The following is a 19,072-nucleotide window of genomic DNA, read 5'->3' as shown; positions in this document are numbered from 1 at the left end:
GCGCACGGCCGCTGTCCGGCATGTCCCACAGCCATGCTGGTGGCCTTCCTATGGCGCGGCGCCCGCCGCCGCCACATCATGGAAACCTCCCATCACTTTGCGAGGTTGACCATGAAGCGCACTCTTTCGAACCTGCTGGTCGGCGCCACCGCCGCCCCGGGCCTGGCTGCCTGCGCCGGCATGAGCGGCAACGCGGGCGACAATACCGGCACCAGCACCCCCGTCGATGCCAGCGTTTCCGGCGCGCGCAGCGGCTCGATGACGAGCGGCAGCACCGGATCGGCCGGCGCCACCGCCACCTCCGGCACCACCGGTGCGGTCGATAGCGCGAGCGGCCCGGCCGAGGGCGCAAGCACCGCGACCCGTGGCGACCAGCGCTGATTTTCACGGCCGCGCCGGCTTAACTCTTCATTAACTGTCCGGTTGGTCCTACACGCGCTATCGCGTCCTTCCCTATGGTGGACTGAAGAGAGCGCTCGCATCATGAAGGCCTTTACAAACCAAGGAGGAAAAACATGAAACGCACCACTCTGAGCATTATCCTGGCCGGCGTGATGGGCTTGGGCCTGGCAGCATGCAGCTCGACCGGCACCAGCACCGACTCGTCGACCGGTTCGAGCGCATCGGGCTCCACGGGCACCAGCGGCGCCGCTTCGGGTACCTCGGGCACCACCGGCGGCACCTCGGGCAGCTGGGGCACGGGCACCTCGGCACCTCGGGCGCGACCGGCACCACCGGCACCACCGGTACGACGGGCACGACCGGCACCACGGGCACGACCGGCACGACCGGCACCTCGGGCACCGCAACCGGCACCACCACCGGCACCACCGGCGGTACCGGCCGCTAAGCCAGCCACCCATTGCGCGGCACGCCCCGGCGTGCCGCAGGGGCCGGGATTTTTCCCGGCCTTCCTTTTCCTGCATCTGCTGTTCCCGCCCGAGCCGCGCTCCCCCGCCCTGCTTCCTCTCCTGCATTGTTGTCCGGTAGAATTGAACCGAACAGCCACGCGCGCCCACCGGGCTCGTGGCGCCAACGCATCGCCAGGAGACCCATGCCATTTCCGATTGAACAAAAGCTGGTAATCGGCGTCGCGTCGAGCGCCCTGTTCGACCTGTCCGAATCGCACCAGGTCTATCTCGAGCGCGGCCCGGAAGAATACCGCGCCTACCAGGAGCAGCACCTCGATACCCTGCTCGGCAAGGGCGTCGCCTTCCCCTTCATCCGGCGCTTCCTCAACATCAACAAGTGCTTCCCCGAGCAGTCGCCGGTCGAAGTGGTGCTGTTTTCACGCAATTCGCCGGAAACGGGACTGCGCGTGCTGCGCTCGATCGCCCACTATGGCCTGGATATCTCGCGCGCCGCCTTCATGGCCGGCAAGCCGCCCTACCCGTATCTGCCGGCCTTCAACGCGTCGCTGTTCCTGAGCGCCAACGCGGAAGACGTCAGCAGCGCGATTGCCATCGATTACCCCGCCGGCCTGGTGCTGCCCTCGCGGATCTCCGACGAGGACGACGACCTCGAGCTGCGCGTGGCCTTCGACTTCGACGGCGTGCTGGCCGACGACGAGTCGGAAACCGTCTTCAAGCGCAATAACGACCTGGACGAATTCCACGCCCACGAGACCCTGCACATGGACCGGCCACACAGCCCGGGCCCGCTGGCGAAGCTGTTCCAGCAACTGGCGATGATGCAGCGCCTGGAGGAAGCCGCCCAGCGGCGCGATCCCCAGTATCGCCGCATCGTGCGCATCGCCATCATCACCGCCCGCAGCGCGCCGTCGCACGAGCGCGTGGTGACCACCCTGAAAAGCTGGGGCGTCTCGGCCGACGAAACCTTCTTCCTGGGCGGCATGGAGAAGTCGCGCGTGCTGTCCGTGTTCAAGCCGCACATCTTCTTCGACGACCAGATGTCGCACCTGCGCAGCACACCCGGCGGAACGATTCCGATGGTGCATGTGCCCTTCGGGGTGGCTAACCGCAGGGTGCCCGCGCCGGCACCTGACAGCGCGGCCGCCTAGGCGCGCAGCGCCTGGTCGGCGAAAAAGACGGGCGTCGTGTCCATCGTGGACCGCACGCCGACGCTGCTGCCGTGTTCGCGCAGCCAGCTTTCCGCGGCGGCGACGCCGCAGTCGTGCAGGTGGTTCAGGAAGGCCAGTTCGGGGTTGAACTTGCTGGAGATGTCGTAGCTCCCCAGCGTGTCCGTGCCGCTGATCAGGTGCAGGCGCATCGGCGCGAAGGCCATCTGCGCGCCACGGCTTTCGTCCGGCAAGCCGTTCACATACTGCAGGGTGCTGATCTCGCGCACGAAGCTGATGTTGAAGGCGATCTCGTTGGAGCGGTTGCTGATGTCGGCCATGCTGCGGGGCATGCGGGCGCGTGCGACCGGGTTGTTCTGTACCACGATCAGGTCGCGCGGCGGCCGTTCCACCAGTGGCGCGAGCGGCGGGTTGGCGACATAGCTGCCGTCCCAGTAGCTCTCGCCCTCGACCTCGACGGCGGCGAAGACGGTCGGCAGGCAGGCCGACGCCAGCACTTTCTGCACGTCGAGTTCGGCGCGGCGGAAGATCCTGCCGGTGCCGGTGCGCACATTGGTGGCGGCGACGAACAGTTCCAGCTCCTCGCAATGGCGCACCCGTTCGAAGTTGACCAGGCTGGAGAGCAGATTGCGCAGCGGGTTAAGGGAAAGCGCCGTTTCCATGACGGGACCAGCCAGGGCGCCGAGCATCTCGAGCATCTGGTAGGCGGGCGAGTGTTCCATCGTCCAGTTGCCGGCCAGCCGGTCGAGCGGCGTGCGCTGCATCGGGCTGACGCTGGCCAGGGTGCCGAGCGTGGTCCAGAAGCGCCGCAGCGCGGCCTGGGCGCCGCGCCGGTCACCGCCCTCGGCATAGCCGTCGGCCAGTACCACCGCATTGACGGCGCCCGAGCTGCTGCCGGAGAGGCTGTCGAAGCGGAAGGCTTCCTCGTCGAGCAAGCGGTCGAGTACGCCCCAGGTGAAGGCGCCATAGGTGCCGCCACCTTGCAGCCCGAGGCTGACAGGTTTCGGTGTCATGATCGTCCTGATATCCAATTGAACCTCCATTGACTGCGCGCCATGGTCGGCACGCCAAAATGGCAGTCTAGCGGGATCGGATATGGTGCGGCGCAGCATAGAATCCCGGCAACACGCTGCGGGCCTGCCCGCTGTAGTGACGCGGCGCAGAATCTTCTGCAAAGCGCCCGCTGGCGGCGCCTGCCCAGCCGCTTGCCCGGGGTGAGGACGGATCACCCGACTACCACAGCCGCGCACTTTTAGCGACAGCCGGTCGCAAAAGGCACGTGACCCCGTCAATATATTGCGCTAAGATGATGATAATTTCTAACCAGAAATACCTGAAATGCACCCGCGTTCGATTGCCGCCCTGCTGTTGTTATTGCTAGCCCATGCCGCCAGCGCCGAGATCTACAAGGTCATCGGCCCTGGTGGCAGGGTCAGCTATACCGACCAGCCGCCCAGCGTCACCACGCCCAATGTCCAGCTGTTCAAGCACGGCCGCGGCAGGCCGGCGGCCGGCGACGAGGGTGCCGACGCCGCACGGCGGGCCAACGCGCCACTGTTGCCGACCGTGCGCAATGTACTCAACAACAATGCGCTCGCGCTCGAGGGGCTGCACCTGTGCATGCAGGTCCTGCCGGCCTCGATGCGGCGCTATGGCGACACGCTCGACGGCTGGAAGTCGCGCAACCGCGAAGTGACCGAGCGCGCCGAGCAGGTGCTGGCCGCGAGCGTGACCCACGATGCGCGCGCCCAGATCAGGAACGGCGCCATCAACGATGCGCGCCAGCTGCTGCAGCAGGTACGCACGGCCACGCCGGCGCGCCAGAGCGCCTGGTGCGAGGCCACGGCCGGCGAGATCGGCGGCGGCGGCATGGACCTGGCGAAGCAGCCCGGCGTCGGCCGCCTGCTCCAGTCCAACTGATCCCCTTCGCCCGCGCTACAGGCTGACCGAGGGCATGCGCTTCAGGCAGCGCAGCGTGAAGGTCGAGCGCGTATGGCGCACGCCGGGCAGCCGGTACAACTTCTGGCGCAGGAAACGCTCGTACCCTTCGGTGCCGGCCACCGCCACCTTGATCAGGTAGTCGTATTCCCCCGACAGCAGGTAGGCCTCCATCACCTCGGGCAACTCCGCCAGGGCATCCGAAAAACGCTGGAAAATATCGTCGTCGTGACGGTCGACCGTCACCTCGATGATCACGGTGTCGGGCACGCCGAGCGTGCGCTGGTCGAGCACGGCCGCGTAGCCGCTGATGTGGCCCGATTCCTCCAGCGCGCGCACCCGGTTCCAGCATGGCGTGGGCGACAGGTTCACCGTCTCGGCCAGTTTCTGGTTGCTGATCCTGCCGTCGCGGCTGAGCGTGCGCAGGATCCTGCGATCGATCTCGTCCAGTTCGCCATCCCTCATTTGGTGCTTCTCCTCCCATAATTGGTGCGCGTAGATATTTCTTCTTCATTTTAATCGAAATACAGAGATTCCTTCGTGAATATCAGTTATGCGCTCGCGATAACGAAAGAATATTTTTTGTGCAGCGCATTAAAATCTTTGGGCGCCTCCCAGCACAGCGGCGCGGTGCAGCGTTCACTGAACCGCACCCCGTTTCATCCGCAATCTTTCATTGTCTTATCCGGAGTTCCCGTGTCAGAAGCAGTTTCACGGGCAGGACTTGGCTACCGCGCAGCGCCGCTGGAAGCCGAACTGCCCCTCATGGTCATCGCCCCCCTGCTGTTCGCCGCCAACCTGGTCGTGGCGCGCTGGGCCGAGAGCGCAGCCATTCCCCCGCTCTTCCTTGCTTTTGGACGCTGGCTGCTGGCCTTCCTCCTGCTGCTGCCCGCCGTCGGCCCGCGCCTGTGGGTACGGCGCCAGGTCCTGCTTGCCGCCTGGCCGCGCATCCTGCTGCTCGCCGGCCTGGGCATGGGCCTGGCCGTCGGACCGCAATACATCGGCGCGCGCGAAACGGGCGCGGCCAACATCGCCATCATCTTCGCCGCCTGCCCGGCACTGGTCACGCTGCTCGAGACCGTCGTCTGGAAAGTGCCGCTGTCGCGCCGCCAGGCCGGCGGCATGCTGCTGGCCATCCTCGGCGTGCTGGTCGTGCTGTCGAAAGGCGAGGTCACGGCACTGGGCCAGCTGCATTTCGGCACCGGTGACCTGTGGGTACTGCTGGCCGCCTGCGGCTGGGTGCTCTACACGGTGGCGGGACGGCGCCTGCCCTTGCCGCCACTGCCCGGCACGGTCAAGCTGGCCGCGCTGTGCGGCGGCGGCGCGCTGGTGCTGGCGCCCTTCGCCGCCCCGGAAGCGGTGGGCGGCAGCGTGGCCAATTTCGCCGACGGCCGGCTCTACCTGGCCCTCGGTTTCCTGGCAGTCGTGCCCAGCCTGGGCGCCTACTTCTGCTTCGACCGCCTGGTGGCCCTGGCCGGTCCCTCGCGCGCCAGCATGTCGCTGTACCTGATTCCGCTGTTCGCCACGCTGGCCGCCTGGCCGCTGCTTGGCGAAGCGCCGCACCTGTACCATGCGGCCGGCTTCGGCGTCATCCTGGCCGGCGTGGCCGTCTCTTCGATGCGCCGGCGCTGAGAGCGGCCGCGGGCGCGTGGCGTCGGGGCGTGGAAGGGACCGTTCGTCTATAATGAACAACCCTTTTGGCCAGACACCGAACGCACGCCTGCATGCCTTTCGATCTCAACAAGCACCTCCCCAAACCCGGCCAACGCTTCGTCCTGCCTGCGCTTGCCGGCTCTTCCGACGCCTATGCGCTGGCCGTTGCCGGCCTTGCCTTCAAGGCCGGCAAGCAAATGCTCACCGTCGTCGTTGCCAATGCCAGCGATGGCCAGCGCCTGCTCGACGAAATCGCCTGGTTCGCCGGCGGCACCTTGTCCTGCCACCTGCTGCCCGACTGGGAAACCCTGCCCTACGACGCGTTTTCGCCGCACCAGGACCTGGTGTCCGAACGCCTGGCGACCCTGCATGAAATCCAGAATGGCCAGTGCGACGTGCTGGTGGTGCCCGCGACCACGGCCCTGGTGCGCCTGGCGCCGCCCTCTTTCCTGGCGGCCTACACCTTCTTCTTCCGCCAGGGCGAAAAGCTCGACGAAGCCAAACTCAAGGCCCAGCTGACCCTCGCGGGTTATACCCACGTCTCGCAGGTGATGTCCCCTGGCGAATACTCGGTGCGCGGCGGCCTGATCGATTTGTTCCCGATGGGTTCCGCACTGCCCTACCGCCTGGACTTGTTCGGCGACGAGATCGACACCATCCGCACCTTCGACGCCGACACCCAGCGCTCGCTGTATCCGGTCCGGGAAGTGCGCCTGCTGCCGGGACGCGAATTCCCGATGGACGAGGCGGCCCGGACGAGTTTTCGCCGCCGCTGGCGCGAAAGATTCGAAGGTGACCCGTCGAGGTCTCCAGTGTATAAAGACATCGGCAACGGCATCGCCTCGGCCGGCATCGAATACTACCTGCCGCTCTTTTTCGACGAGACGGCGACGCTGTTCGACTACCTGCCGAAAGAGGGCCCGCTGGCCCTGGTGGGCGACATCGAGGCGGCCGTGCAGCGCTTCTGGATGGACACCGAATCGCGCTACCGCTTCCTCAAGAGCGACCGCGAGCGCCCCTTGCTGGAGCCGCGCGAACTCTTCCTCTCGAGCGAACAATTCTTCACCTGCGCCAAGCCGCACGGACGCTGGAACATCGCGCGCGACGCCCAGGCACCGACCTCGGAACTCTCCGGCCCGATCCCCGACGTTGCCGTCAACCGCCGCCTGGAAGACCCGCTGGCCCACCTGCGCGCCTTCATCGCGAAGACCGCTTGCCGCGTGATGATCTGCGCCGACTCGAACGGCCGCCGCGAAACCCTGCAGCAGTACTTCAACGAATACGGGCTTGCGGTGACGCCGGTCGAAGGCTTCGAGGGCATGCGCACGAGCAGCGCCAGGCTTGCGCTGGGCGTGGCGCCGCTGCAGGCGGGCTTCGAGCTCTACGAGGAAGCCAGCGGCTGCATTGCCTTTATCACTGAAACCGAGCTGTATGCCGGTTCCGGCAGGCGCGCGGGCAAGAAAAAGCAGGAAGCGACCAGCCAGGTCGAATCGATGGTGCGCGACCTGTCGGAGCTGAAGATCGGCGACCCGGTGGTGCACATCAACCACGGCATCGGCCGCTACATGGGCTTGATCTCGATGGACCTGGGCGAAGGCGAGACCGAGTTCCTGCACCTCGAGTACGCCAAGGACACCAAACTCTACGTTCCCGTATCCCAGTTACATGTCATTTCGCGTTATTCCGGCACCTCGCCCGAGGATGCGCCGCTGCACTCGCTTGGCTCCGGCCAGTGGGACAAGGCCAAGCGAAAAGCCGCCGAACAGGTGCGCGACACCGCCGCCGAACTCCTGAACCTGTACGCGCGCCGCGCCGCGCGCCAGGGCCACGCCTTCGAATACTCCAGCATCGACTACGAGAACTTCGCCCAGAGCTTCGGCTTCGACGAGACGCCCGACCAGGCCGAGGCAATCCATAACGTCATCAAGGACATGACCTCGGGCCGGCCGATGGACCGCCTGGTCTGCGGCGACGTCGGCTTCGGCAAGACCGAAGTGGCCCTGCGCGCGGCTTTCATCGCCGTCATGGGCGGCAAGCAGGTGGCGATCCTCGCGCCCACCACGCTGCTGGCCGAACAGCACGCGCAAACCTTCGCCGACCGCTTCGCCGACTGGCCGGTGAAAATCGCCGAGCTCTCGCGTTTCCGTACCGGCAAGGAGATCAACAACGCGATCAAGGGCATGGCCGACGGCACGCTCGACATCGTGATCGGCACCCATAAACTGCTCTCGCCGGACGTGAAGTTCACGCGCCTGGGGCTCGTCATCATCGACGAGGAACACCGTTTCGGCGTGCGCCAGAAGGAAGCGCTCAAAGCCCTGCGCGCCGAAGTCGACGTGCTCACGCTCACCGCCACGCCGATCCCGCGCACGCTGGGCATGGCGCTCGAAGGCCTGCGCGACTTTTCGATCATCGCCACCGCGCCGCAGAAGCGCCTGGCGATCAAGACCTTTGTCCGCAGCGAAGACGGCTCGATTATCCGCGAAGCCTGCCTGCGCGAACTGAAACGCGGCGGCCAGATCTACTTCCTGCACAACGAGGTCGACACCATCGAGAACCGCCTGGCCATGCTGCGGGAGCTGCTACCCGAGGCGCGCATTGGCGTCGCCCACGGCCAGATGCACGAGCGCGACCTGGAAAAGGTGATGCGCGATTTCGTCGCGCAGCGCTTCAACATCCTGCTCTGCACGACCATCATCGAGACCGGCATCGACGTGCCGACCGCGAACACGATCATCATGCACCGGGCGGACAAATTCGGCCTGGCCCAGCTGCACCAGCTGCGCGGGCGGGTCGGCCGCTCGCACCACCAGGCCTATGCCTACCTGCTGGTCTCCGACGTGCAGAACCTGACCAAGCAGGCGCAGCGCCGGCTGGACGCGATCCAGGCGATGGAAGAACTGGGCAGCGGCTTCTATCTCGCCATGCACGACCTGGAAATCCGCGGCGCCGGCGAAGTGCTGGGCGAGAACCAGTCCGGCGAGATGCTCGAAATCGGCTTCCAGCTGTATTCGGACATGCTGAGCGAAGCGGTCCGCTCGCTCAAGGCCGGCAAGGAGCCGGACCTGGCGGCCCCGCTGTCGAGCACCACCGAAATCAACCTGCACGTTCCGGCACTGCTGCCGGTCGACTTCTGCGGCGACGTCAACGAGCGCCTGTCGATCTACAAGCGCCTGGCCAATTGCGAAAGCCAGGACAAGATCGACGACATGCAGGAAGAACTGATCGACCGCTTCGGCAAGCTGCCCGAGCAGGTGAAGGCCCTGGTCGAGACGCACCGCCTGCGCATCGCGGCGAAACAGGTCGGCATCGTCAAGATCGACGCCCACAGCGAAGCGGCCAGCCTGCAGTTCATGGAAAAACCGCCGATCGACCCGATCAGGATCATCACGCTGATCCAGAAGAACCGCCACGTGAAGCTGGCCGGCCAGGACAAGCTGCGCCTTACGGCCAGCATGCCGGACCTCGCCAGCCGCGTGCTGCAGGTGAAGCAAACCATCAAACAACTGCTGGCCTGAACGATGACGATGAACCTGGTACTGCAGGGGCCCGGCGCCTCGCCCGAACGACTCGGCGCAATCGGCGCGCTGGCCAAGCCCGCGCGCGTGCACCGGCTGTCCGCGCATGCGCTGCGCTGCGAGGACGTCGGCGCCACGGCGGACGTGCGCGCGGCCGTCGCCGCTGCCGCGTTCGAGGCCGGCGTCGACGCGACCTTCATCGCGGCAGGCCGCAGTCTGGCCGACTTCCGCCTGGTGGCGATGGACATGGACTCGACCCTGATCACCATCGAGTGCATCGACGAAATCGCCGACATGCAGGGCCTGAAACCCCGGTGGCGGAGATCACCGAAGCGGCCATGCGCGGCGAGCTGGAATTTTCCGAAAGCCTCACGCGCCGCGTGGCGCTGCTGGCCGGGCTGGATGCGGCGGCGCTCGCGCGCGTGTACGAGGAACGGCTGCGCCTGTCGCCGGGTGCCGAGGCGATGCTGGCCGCGGTCAAGGCCGCCGGGCTGAGGACGCTGCTGGTGTCGGGCGGCTTCACCTTCTTCACCGAGCGCCTGCAGGCGCGCCTGGGGCTGGACGTCGCCCACGCCAACGTGCTCGAAGTCGTGGAAGGCCGGCTGACCGGACGCGTCGTCGGGGGCATCGTCGACGCCGAGGAAAAGATGCGTACGGTCGCGCGCGTATGCCAGGATCTGGGTTGCGATCCCGCCCAGGCGATCGTCATGGGCGACGGCGCCAACGACCTGAAGATGATGAGCATCGCCGGACTGTCGGTGGCCTTCCGTGCCAAGCCGGTGGTACAGGCCAGGGCCGATGTGGCGCTCAATTTCAGTGGCTTGGATGGCATCTTGTCGGTATTGGCATAAGGCAGCTCGACGGTCGTACCCGCCTGCCCGCGCCGCCAGTGCAAGACGTTTGTCGAGAAATCTTCCGCTCAGCAGTATTCACCCGAAGGGCGCGCATGTCGGCGCCCTGCAACGCTAAACCCCAGCAATTTCAAGGACATGCAACACTCGGGCTGCCCCGGCAGCACGCCAGTTCGCTCCCGCTCACTCTCCAGTCACGGTTTTCGCTGTCGGGATTACTTACACTTCGCACGACTGCTGAGGAAACGATAAGTCACAAGTGCTTGTTTACCAGTCGTGTAAATACGCTGGTATGCAGTTTGCTTAGCTTTGCAGCGCTGTACCTATCGATTCACCACCACACGAGGGGATGAGAATCATGAAACTAGTCAAGAAACTAGCCTGTGCTGCGGCTGTCGCAATGTCCGTGGGCAGTGTCCAAGCTGCTGCGATCCTGAATGACTGGGTGTTCAATCCTAATGGAGGAGGCTTTGAAGCGGGTCAGGAGATCGGTGAATATCTGGATGTGAATGGGAATTCCTTCATTCAGCTGACGCCGACGGGTGGCAATAGCTTCTCGTTCGTCGAGCACGCGGTATTTAACATCTCGCAAGCGGACTCGAATGGGAAATTGTTCCCGATAAATTACAACGGCGGTAATATCACGGCCGTCTTCGAGGCCAGCGGCACAGGCCAGTTCAGCGGCAACTTCACCTTCAGCGGCGGGACGATCCGGATGTACCAGAACCCGACCGACGGCCAGTACGGCGGCACTAACGGGGTGTATGGCGCCAACCTGGGTAACCTGATCGCCACCTTCGACGTGCTCGCCGGCGGCGGCGGCGAGGTCGATGCCAACGGTAGCCCGCTGAGAAACGGCGAGATCAGCGTCTTCGCGCGCGCCGGCGAAGGCGACCTGGCACCGGGCTATTTCTATCGAGGCAATGGCGATGACCTGTCGATGGAGTCGATCCTGGCCTTTGCCTTCACGAATGCCAATACCGTCGGCAGGCCGGGCAGCACGCTGGTCGACGAAGTGGCCTGCGAATACGCCGGGTTCACCGGTCCAGGCTGCAACGGCAGCGCCTATACCAATCAACCGGGCCAGTACTTCTTCGTGTCCAACAACGGGCAGCTGAAGCTGGGCGAAGTGCCCGAGCCCGGGTCCCTGGCGCTGTTTGGCATCGCGATGCTCGGTGCCGGACTCGTGACCCGTCGCCGCAACGGACGCTGATCGCCGCGTCAGGAACAGAGCGGGCTTGCCCGCTCTGTTGCCTGCCTAATCCGGCGCGCGACGGCAGTCGTGCCGCCGGACTCCGGGCCGTCCGGCCGGCCTTTTGCTCGTCCGCAGCATGATTCCCTGCAACTTCAAGTAGGCGCCCGAGCGATCCGCGCGTCGCCAATCTTTACATTTTCCTTACTGCTGAGTTAACAAAAAAATGCAAGTCCTTGATTTTACGAGGATCGGCGGCACTGGCACGCACCTTGCTCACTATGCGGAGGTCGTATCCAATCCGATCAACCGCCAATAAGGAAAATGATCATGAATGTTTTGAAGAAATTTGCTGTTGCCAGCGCTGTTGCCATGGCCATGGGCCTTGCCCAAGCCGAGCCGATCCTGAATGACTGGGTATTCAACCCGACAGGTGGCGGCTTCGAGGGTGGCCAGACCATCGGCGAATACCTGGATGTGAACGGGAACGCCTTCATCAAGCTCAATCCGACGGGCGACGGCAGCTTCACGTTTACCGAGAACGCGGTGTTCAACATCACCCAGGCGGACTCGAATGGGCAGCTCTTCCCGGTGAAATACCCTGGGGGCAATATCACCGCCGTGTTCGAGGCGAACGGCACCGGTACTTTCGGCGGTGAGTTCACCTTTGCAGGCGGCACGATCCGGATGTACCAGAATCCGACGAACGGCCAATACGGCTCCACGGACGGCATCTATGGCGCCAACCTGGGCAACCTGATCGCTTCGTTCGACGTGCTGGCGGGCGGCGGCGGACAGGTCGACTCGAATGGCAGCCCGATCAGGAATGGCGAAGTGAGCGTGTTCGCCCGCGCCGATGCCGGCGCATTGGCCTCGGGCTACTTCTTCGACAGCGAGGGCAACGACCTGTCGATGGAGTCCATCATGGGCTTCGCCTTTACCAACGCGAATACCGTGGGCCGCCCAAGCGCGACGCTCGTCGATGAAGTCGCCTGCCAGTACGCCGGCTTCACGGGTGCGGGCTGCAACGGCACTGCTTACGCCAACGCCCCCGGCGAGTACTTCTTCATTTCCGGCAACGGCCAGATCAAGCTGGGCACCGTTGATAGCGAAGTGCCCGAGCCGGGTTCGCTGGCGCTCTTCGGAATCGCCATGCTGGGCGCAGGCTTCGCCGCCCGCCGCCGCAACGGCCGCTGATCGGTTCGGCAGAAATCGACAAAGGCGGGCTTGCCCGCCTTTTTTGTTTGTCCTTTGCGCTTCACCAGCTCTTCCTCCCGCCCCATTCTTCCCGCTCCAGACCGCGAATCCGACGCCGCTGCGTCGGCTTTCCCGCCTGATCCGCCCGTCGGCGCATTGACGCGCCACCCCCGGTTCGAGCCCTGCCGCGTTGCCGGACGCTAAACAAACGAGTCTTTGCTTTGTGTCAAAGTTTCCCGTAAACGAGACAAATGCCTGTTTTTTTGGCGGGCTTTGGTTGCCATGGGGAAATTCACGTTCTACACTGGGCTCAGATATTGAACAGGGCAAACTTCGCGAAAGCGGAGGACGCAAAGTCAACGGTCTAATGAGCCACCCGGCTCGATGACGGCAGGACTGCCAAACATCCACTGAGCTGCGAGCACGCCTTCGCGTGTCCCTGCTCGCCGGCAGTCCTGTGCTCTCTACCCCTACGCAGGACTCGCTCTCATGAACATCGCTTCGCATGCATTCTCCGCTCTTACCTTCCGTAAAACCTCCGCCGCATTGGCCGCTGCCGCACTGAGCCTGTCGTTCAGTGCCGCCGCCAGTGCCGAACCGGCCGGCGAGTTCGCTCGCGGCCGCATCCTGATCGAAGCCCGCGCCGGCCTGTCCGACGCCGACCTCGATCAGCTCATCAAGGCCCATGGCGGCAAGCGTCGCAAGCTCGGCCAGAGCCGCATGCACATCGTCGACCTGCCGCCCGGCCTGTCCGAAGAGGAAGCGGTCGCCAGGCTGTCGCGCCGTCCGGAGCTGAAGTTCGCGGAACTGGATCGCAAGGTCGAGCTCGCGATGGCGGTGAACGACCCGTATATCGGCAGCGCCTGGCACATCAACAAGATCGGCGCGCCGACGGCATGGGACAGCACCCAGGGCGGCGGCGTCACGATCGCCGTGCTCGATACCGGCGTCAACGCCTCGCACCCGGACCTGAAGGAGCGCCTCGTTCCGGGCTATAACGTGTACAACAACAACACCGATACGAGCGACCTGTGCGGCCACGGCACCGCCGTCGCGGGTACGGCGGCAGCAAGCACCAACAACGCCATTGGCGTCGCGGGCGTCGCCGGCTCCGCCAGAATCATGCCGGTGAGGATTGCCTACAAGGACGGTACCGGCTGCCCGGCCTACTTCAGCACGATCGCCAACGGCATCACCTACGCTGCCGACCACGGCGCACGCGTGGCGAACGTCAGCTATACGGGTATTGCAGCCAGCTCGTCCGTAAAAAGCGCGGCCCGTTACATGAAGAGCAAGGGCGGCCTGGTATTCATTTCCGCCGGCAACGCCAACGTCAACGAGAACGTGACGCCCGACACGGCCTACATCATCGTCTCCTCGACGACGAGCAGCGATACCAAGTCCAGCTTCTCGAGCTGGGGCAGCTTCGTGTCCCTGGCAGCGCCCGGCAGCGGCATCTGGACCACAAACAATTCTCTCGGCTACTCGTCGTGGAACGGCACTTCCTTTTCCAGCCCGGTGAGCGCAGGCGTTGCCGCGCTGATGATGGCTGCCCGCCCCGACCTGAGCGGCGAGCAGATCGAAGCCCTGCTGTTCAAGACAGCTGTCGACCTGGGGGCGGCCGGCCGCGATCCCGTGTTCGGCCATGGCCGTGTCAATGCAGCCGCCGCCGTCAGCGCCGCACGCGCCTATGCCAGCGCCGTCGACGCGACGCTTCCAGTGGCCGCGATCAGCGCACCGCTTGACAGCAGTTCGGTCAGCGGTCTGGTTCCCGTCAGCGTCAATGCTTCCGACAATGTCGGCGTGGCCCGGGTCGACCTGAAAGTGAACGGTACCGTCGTCGCTACCGACTCCGCCGCCCCGTACAGCTTCAGCTGGAATTCGGCCGGGGTCGCCAATGGCATGGCCTCGCTCGTTGCCGTCGCCTACGACGCCGCCGGTAATGCCGGGAGCTCGGCGGCGGTGTCCGTCAACGTTGCCAACGGCACGACCGTTGTCGCCCAGGATACGACGGCACCTGCGCTGAGCGTGGACAACCCCACCACCGGCACGGTCGCGGGAACGGTCTCGGTGTCCGTCAGCGCATCGGACAACAGCGGCGCAGCCGGCATTCGCCACAGCCTGGCGATCGACGGCGCCGTCGTTGCCAGCGGTAGCGGCAGCGCGCTGTCGTACAGCTGGAACACGCGCAAGATCGCCAAAGGGACGCATACGATCAGCGCCACCGCGCGCGACGCGGCCGGCAACACCAGCACGCGTAGCGTCAGCGTAAGCGTGCGCTGATCCCGTATCGGGCTGCCGACCGCCTGCGCGGCCGGCCTGGGCGCCAGCTTGCCTTGAGCAGCTGGCGCCTTTTCATGGGCAGCCACTATTGGTCATCCTGGATGCGGCTGCCGTCACGCGTCTTCCGTGCCGGGCGCTGGCGGATGGCAAGGACTGCCGAGATCCGCACCTAACTGATGAGAACATGCGCTCATCCATACGCTATCTTCTGGCATCTTCCACGCAGTCGAGAAACTTTACACCTCCAGCCGAGGGCGCCTGCTTGTTTACCATAAGTAGCTGATATCCCTCAATGTATTGACACTGGCTTGTTACTTGCTTGAACTCGGTCACGCCTTAACCCAAGGCGCATAAGAACGAAAGTTCAACAAGGGAGCTAGCGATGAAACGAACCATCCTGAAACTCGCGCTCGGCGCGGCAGTCCTGACTGGTGCTTCACCTGCATTCGCCAATCTCGTCTACGTCAATGGAACCCAGAACACGGGTACCGGCCTGGGCAATGTCTCGACGGTCGTCACCGTCCAGGACAACGGCAACGGCCGCCGACGGAACGGCACCGAGTCCGGTTGCGTCACCCATACCTTCGGCGGCAATCCTGCAACGCCGACGACGACCTGCCAGATGGGCCTGGAGGGGGGCGACAACACCGCGGGCAACGCCGGCAACAACACCTATCTGCTCACCGATATCGACGGCATCACCAGCGCCGCCGAGCTCGGCTTCGTGGTCAACATCAGCGAAGGAGGGCCCGGCAATGACGCTACCCTGACCGACCTCTACCTCAGCCTGTACAGCACCGTGAGCAATACGATCGAAACCTTCGCTTACGTCGGACTCGACATGGTGCTGAGCGATACGGGCGGCATCGGCCAGTCGGGCACGCACCGCTTCGTGCTGGACGATGCCCAGGCCGCCGCGGCGCTGGCTTTCTGCCCGACCCTGTCGCAATGCATCGTCGGCGGGGGTATCCAGTTCCTGAACGGCAGCACCGGCGCCACGCCGGAAACCCTGTACGTGGGCGCCTTCGAACGGGGCGGTTCGGGCAACCCGGGCGGCGAAGTACCTGAACCGGGTTCGCTGGCCCTGCTCGGCGCCGGTATGCTGGGTGTCGGCGCCCTGCGCCGCCGCAACCTGCGCAAATAAACGCGCACCGGGCCGCCGCCACACACCGGGCGGCTAGCGCACGCGGCCTTCGGCCCCGGCGGCGGTCCAGCACCACCCTTTCCGGTCCCGGCGCGAGCTATCGCGGCGGGACCGGTCTCGTTTGGCGACGCGATGCCCTCCCTGCTCGATGCGCGCGCCTGGAGCCCGCGGATTGGCGCCCCGCCCTGGCCCCGCGGCGAGGCGGCCGGCCTGCCAGCACTGAGCAATTTCTCAAGGTCAAGCGAAATATCGTCACCGTCTGCGCCAGCGCAAATGCATGACAGTGCGGCTCTTGAGCACCATGGCGGCGGCGCTTTAGATTGGTCACGTCAACCCATCGTTGACGACGCTCACCGAGAGAGGAACTCCGCCATGGTCAAGCAGCTGCCTTGTCTTCACGCGTCATCCGTTCTCCCATCGCCGGCCCGCCGTGGCGTCCTGCGTGCAGGGCCTGCCCCGGCGCTGACCCTGGCGACCCCGGCCTTGTCCGCACGCGCCCAGCTCGCAAGCGGCGCAGGCTGGTGCGCCACCGGGGCACGGCACCGGCCGGCCCTCCCCCGCGGCCAGCGTCCAGAACTTCTCGGGGTCGACGCTCAGGCTGGTCGTGCGCGCCAGCATCGGTGGCGCGCGGGTCCGCATCCGCGTTTCGAACGAAATGGGCAGTACGGCCCTGCGCATCGGCCGCGCCAGCATCGGCCTGCGCGCAAGCGGGGCCTCGGTGAACGCGGGCAGCCTGCGCGAACTGCGCTTCGGTGGCGCGGCGGCAATCACCATTCCGGCCGGTACGCCGGCCATGTCCGATCCCGTCGACCTTGCCGTGCCCGCCCAGGCCGACCTCGCCGTCAGCCTCTACCTGCCCGGCAGCGCGCCAGGCACGACGCTGCACAACGTTGCGCTCCAGAGCAACTATCTCTCGCCCGGCGGCGACTACAGCACGACCGCCACCATGCCGGTGGCACGGACGCTGGCCTCCTGGCCCTTCCTCACCGAGGTCGATGTCGAGGGAAGCCTGCCGTGCTTGGTCGCCCCGGGCGACTCGCTGGTCGACGGCCAGGGCAGCCCCGCCAACACGAACCGGCGCTGGCCGGACTACCTCGCCCGGCGCCTGCAGGCCTCGCTCGGGTCGGCAGGACGCATCGGCGTCGTCAACCGTGGAATCAGCGGCAACTCGATGCTGAAGGACTACCCCACAGCCTTGCTCGCAGGCCGCGCCGCGCTCGAGCGCTTCGACCGCGACGTCCTCGCGACGAGCGGCGTACGCTATCTCGTCACCCTCATCGGCATCAACGACATTTGCTACAGCTCCGGGTCCAACCCGATCCCGGCGAGCGAGCTCATCGCCGGCTACCGCCAACTGATTGCGCGCGCGCACGCACGCGGCGTTGCCATCATCGGCGCTACCCTGCCGCCCTTCGAGGGTTTCGTCTATTACACGGCCGCGCGCGAGGCGGTACGGCGCAGCGTGAACGACTGGATGCGCGCGAGCGGCGAATTCGACGCGCTGCTCGATACGGAAGCGGCATTGCGCGATCCGGCACGGCGTACGCGGCTCCTGGCCGCCTACGACAGCGGCGACCACCTGCATCCGAACGATGCCGGCTACCTGGCGATCGCCAACGCGGTGCCGCTGGCCCCCTTCGTCGCAAGCGGCCTTGTCGCCGGCGAACAAGCCTTCTGAGGGCACCCTTGCCACCGTGGGACGGTGCGGGGTCTGGTGCCCTGCGCCGCCGAACGCCGACTGTCGCGGCCTGCGAATGCACGGGCGCGAGCGCAGGTGTAACAAGCTGTAATTGCAGGCGTCGCATGGACACGGAAAAACTATCATGGCGGGATCAGGAGGACCGTCATGAAAAAAACTACTCGTTATTATGGGCGCACTTGCCACCCTCGCAGGCTGCGCCGCCCCTGGCCCGGTCCCGCCAACTACGGCACCCGCGGCTACGCCCAGGCCGCCGATCCGAACGGCTGGCAGGTCGTGTCCGTGACGCCCGTGCCGCTCGGTACCGGTGCGCGTGCCGGCGATGCCGGCGTCGTCACCAGCTCGAATGTCTTCGTCAACCCGGCACCGGCGCCGGTCGTCGGCGTGCCGGTATATGTGCCTCAGCCAGTCTATCCCGCGCCGGTCTACGAACCGTATTGGTACCCGCCGGTGTCGATCGGGCTGGGCCTGAGTTTCGGCCGCAGCTGGGGTGGTCACCGTCATCGCGGGCATTTCCGCCGCCGTTGAGCCGCGCGCGCGCAGGCAAGCAGGGAGGCCGCATCCATGTGCGGCCTTTTTTTCGTTCGCCTCCGCCGGCTGCGCCCCCGCCACGCGGGTATGCACACGATCATCGCCGGCTCAAGCAGTTCATCCTTGCCATGAGCACATCGAAACGCTCGCGCTACCCCGTCTCTCGCGTTTTCTGGCTCCTCTTCGGCGGCGGGCCTGGTGCGATGAGTCTGTGGGCGGCCTGCAGGGCGACCTGGTGGGCGAATCGGTGATCGGCTGCGGGCTGCTCCTGCTCGGCGTCCAGGGCCTGCTGCGTCCTGTCCTACCGAGCCGCGTCGGGAAGATCGGCAAGGAAGAGATGGCACGCGGGGTGTCGATCGGATAGAACACGCTGCACGGCGCCTGGTCGCTGGCGATGGCGGGCTGCCTTCTTGTCGGGATCGTGCTGAAAACCCTTGTCAGGATGAAAGGGCAACCACCGGGCGCCCTCAGCTCCCTGGTGCGGATCTCGACGCGGCGGCGAGACGCCTGCCTATCCATAGCGCCACCGCGCTGGCGGCCAGCCAGAAAGCGAAGCTCAGGGCCAGCTCGCGCGGCCAGATCTTGTCGTCGCCCAGCAGCGCTTCGGTCAGGGCGACCGAGCCGACCGGCGAGATGGCGGGATAGTCGATCAGGTAAGGCGCCGGCCAGCCGCCAGCGACGGTCGGGCAGCCGGCTTCGCATCCCATGATGTCGGGATAGATAGCGAGCACTACCGCCCCGACGGAACTGCTGGCCAGCGTTGCCATGGCCGCGAGTATGGTCACGGTGAAAACGGTCCGCCAGCGCTTCATTTTTTCTCCTTCGCCGGCTATGCCTGGCTGCAGGTTGCACGCGCTCGCGCGCACAAATGAGCCTGCAGGCCGTGCGCCGAACGGCTCGCCGCGCGGCGATGCCCGGCCCCCTGGCGTCGAAAAGCGTAGGGGCAGTGTCGCGCCGCCACAAGCTGGAATGACCGCGCTTCCTCACCTTTCAAAGCCCTTGCACAACATACACCGGGTTTTTCCAGG

General features: G+C 65.7%; 16 protein-coding genes, 1 pseudogene and 1 riboswitch. Of the genes and pseudogenes, 13 read left to right on the top strand and 4 right to left on the bottom strand.

The annotated features are described in order from the left end of the window. Positions 1 to 111 precede the first annotated feature (111 nt). Positions 112 to 381 carry a hypothetical protein gene (locus G4G31_RS14890; RefSeq protein WP_182988336.1) on the top strand — a complete coding sequence of 90 codons (270 nt, stop codon included), beginning with the start codon at positions 112 to 114 and terminating at the stop codon, positions 379 to 381. Positions 382 to 493: 112 nt separating this feature from the next. On the opposite strand, the gene G4G31_RS27590 is transcribed toward G4G31_RS14890, so the two are convergent. After that, positions 494 to 706, bottom strand: a complete 213-nt coding sequence (locus G4G31_RS27590; RefSeq protein ID WP_182988335.1) for a hypothetical protein — start codon at positions 704 to 706, stop codon at positions 494 to 496. A gap of 348 nt (positions 707 to 1,054) precedes the next feature. Between G4G31_RS27590 and G4G31_RS14880 the strand changes: the two genes are divergently transcribed. Then, positions 1,055 to 2,020, top strand: a complete 966-nt coding sequence (locus G4G31_RS14880) for a 5'-nucleotidase (RefSeq protein ID WP_182988334.1) — start codon at positions 1,055 to 1,057, stop codon at positions 2,018 to 2,020. Here G4G31_RS14880 and G4G31_RS14875 read toward each other — a convergent pair. Further along, positions 2,017 to 3,051: a patatin-like phospholipase family protein gene (locus tag G4G31_RS14875; protein WP_229425008.1), complete on the bottom strand. Its 1,035-nt coding sequence runs from the start codon at positions 3,049 to 3,051 to the stop codon at positions 2,017 to 2,019. The genes G4G31_RS14880 and G4G31_RS14875 overlap by 4 nt on opposite strands. 325 nt (positions 3,052 to 3,376) lie before the next feature. Between G4G31_RS14875 and G4G31_RS14870 the strand changes: the two genes are divergently transcribed. Next, complete coding sequence (locus G4G31_RS14870) at positions 3,377 to 3,958, top strand: DUF4124 domain-containing protein (protein WP_182988333.1); 582 nt, start codon at positions 3,377 to 3,379, stop codon at positions 3,956 to 3,958. Positions 3,959 to 3,973: 15 nt separating this feature from the next. Here the strand turns inward: G4G31_RS14870 and G4G31_RS14865 are convergent, their stop codons facing one another. Further along, the gene (locus tag G4G31_RS14865) at positions 3,974 to 4,441 is read right to left on the bottom strand and encodes an Lrp/AsnC family transcriptional regulator (protein WP_182988332.1); all 468 of its coding nucleotides are present in this window, start codon (positions 4,439 to 4,441) and stop codon (positions 3,974 to 3,976) included. A gap of 231 nt (positions 4,442 to 4,672) precedes the next feature. On the opposite strand from G4G31_RS14865, the gene G4G31_RS14860 reads away from it, so the two are divergent. From G4G31_RS14860 to G4G31_RS14815, 10 genes and pseudogenes are all read left to right on the top strand, one after another. Continuing rightward, entirely contained in the window at positions 4,673 to 5,608 is a 936-nt protein-coding gene (locus G4G31_RS14860) for a DMT family transporter (protein ID WP_229425007.1), read from the top strand. A 92-nt stretch (positions 5,609 to 5,700) separates the two neighbouring features. Beyond that, complete coding sequence (gene mfd, locus G4G31_RS14855; protein WP_182988331.1) at positions 5,701 to 9,147, top strand: transcription-repair coupling factor; 3,447 nt, start codon at positions 5,701 to 5,703, stop codon at positions 9,145 to 9,147. A gap of 9 nt (positions 9,148 to 9,156) precedes the next feature. Further along, positions 9,157 to 9,998: pseudogene (serB, locus tag G4G31_RS14850) on the top strand (phosphoserine phosphatase SerB). 358 nt (positions 9,999 to 10,356) lie between these two features. Beyond that, complete coding sequence (gene pepA, locus G4G31_RS14845; protein WP_182988330.1) at positions 10,357 to 11,211, top strand: flocculation-associated PEP-CTERM protein PepA; 855 nt, start codon at positions 10,357 to 10,359, stop codon at positions 11,209 to 11,211. A gap of 309 nt (positions 11,212 to 11,520) precedes the next feature. Further along, entirely contained in the window at positions 11,521 to 12,387 is an 867-nt protein-coding gene (gene pepA, locus G4G31_RS14840; protein ID WP_182988329.1) for a flocculation-associated PEP-CTERM protein PepA, read from the top strand. Between the two features lie 315 nt (positions 12,388 to 12,702). Further along, positions 12,703 to 12,791: riboswitch (cyclic di-GMP riboswitch) on the top strand. 85 nt (positions 12,792 to 12,876) lie between these two features. Further along, positions 12,877 to 14,670, top strand: coding sequence for a S8 family serine peptidase (locus tag G4G31_RS14835; protein ID WP_182988328.1), 1,794 nt, complete (start codon positions 12,877 to 12,879; stop codon positions 14,668 to 14,670). 382 nt (positions 14,671 to 15,052) lie between these two features. Further along, positions 15,053 to 15,814: a PEP-CTERM sorting domain-containing protein gene (locus G4G31_RS14830; protein WP_182988327.1), complete on the top strand. Its 762-nt coding sequence runs from the start codon at positions 15,053 to 15,055 to the stop codon at positions 15,812 to 15,814. Between the two features lie 604 nt (positions 15,815 to 16,418). After that, positions 16,419 to 17,492: an SGNH/GDSL hydrolase family protein gene (locus G4G31_RS14825; RefSeq protein WP_182988326.1), complete on the top strand. Its 1,074-nt coding sequence runs from the start codon at positions 16,419 to 16,421 to the stop codon at positions 17,490 to 17,492. Between the two features lie 168 nt (positions 17,493 to 17,660). Further along, positions 17,661 to 18,041, top strand: a complete 381-nt coding sequence (locus G4G31_RS14820; protein ID WP_182988325.1) for a hypothetical protein — start codon at positions 17,661 to 17,663, stop codon at positions 18,039 to 18,041. Between the two features lie 214 nt (positions 18,042 to 18,255). Next, positions 18,256 to 18,408 carry a hypothetical protein gene (locus G4G31_RS14815; protein WP_182988324.1) on the top strand — a complete coding sequence of 51 codons (153 nt, stop codon included), beginning with the start codon at positions 18,256 to 18,258 and terminating at the stop codon, positions 18,406 to 18,408. 103 nt (positions 18,409 to 18,511) lie between these two features. Here the strand turns inward: G4G31_RS14815 and G4G31_RS14810 are convergent, their stop codons facing one another. After that, the gene (locus G4G31_RS14810) at positions 18,512 to 18,856 is read right to left on the bottom strand and encodes a hypothetical protein (RefSeq protein WP_182988323.1); all 345 of its coding nucleotides are present in this window, start codon (positions 18,854 to 18,856) and stop codon (positions 18,512 to 18,514) included. Positions 18,857 to 19,072 lie beyond the last annotated feature (216 nt).

It is taken from the genome of Massilia sp. Se16.2.3 (assembly GCF_014171595.1).
In the GTDB taxonomy this organism is placed as follows: Bacteria; Pseudomonadota; Gammaproteobacteria; order Burkholderiales; family Burkholderiaceae_D; genus Telluria.
The sequence above is the reverse complement of the archived record's forward strand: the minus strand, read 5'-3'. Positions and strand labels throughout refer to the sequence as shown.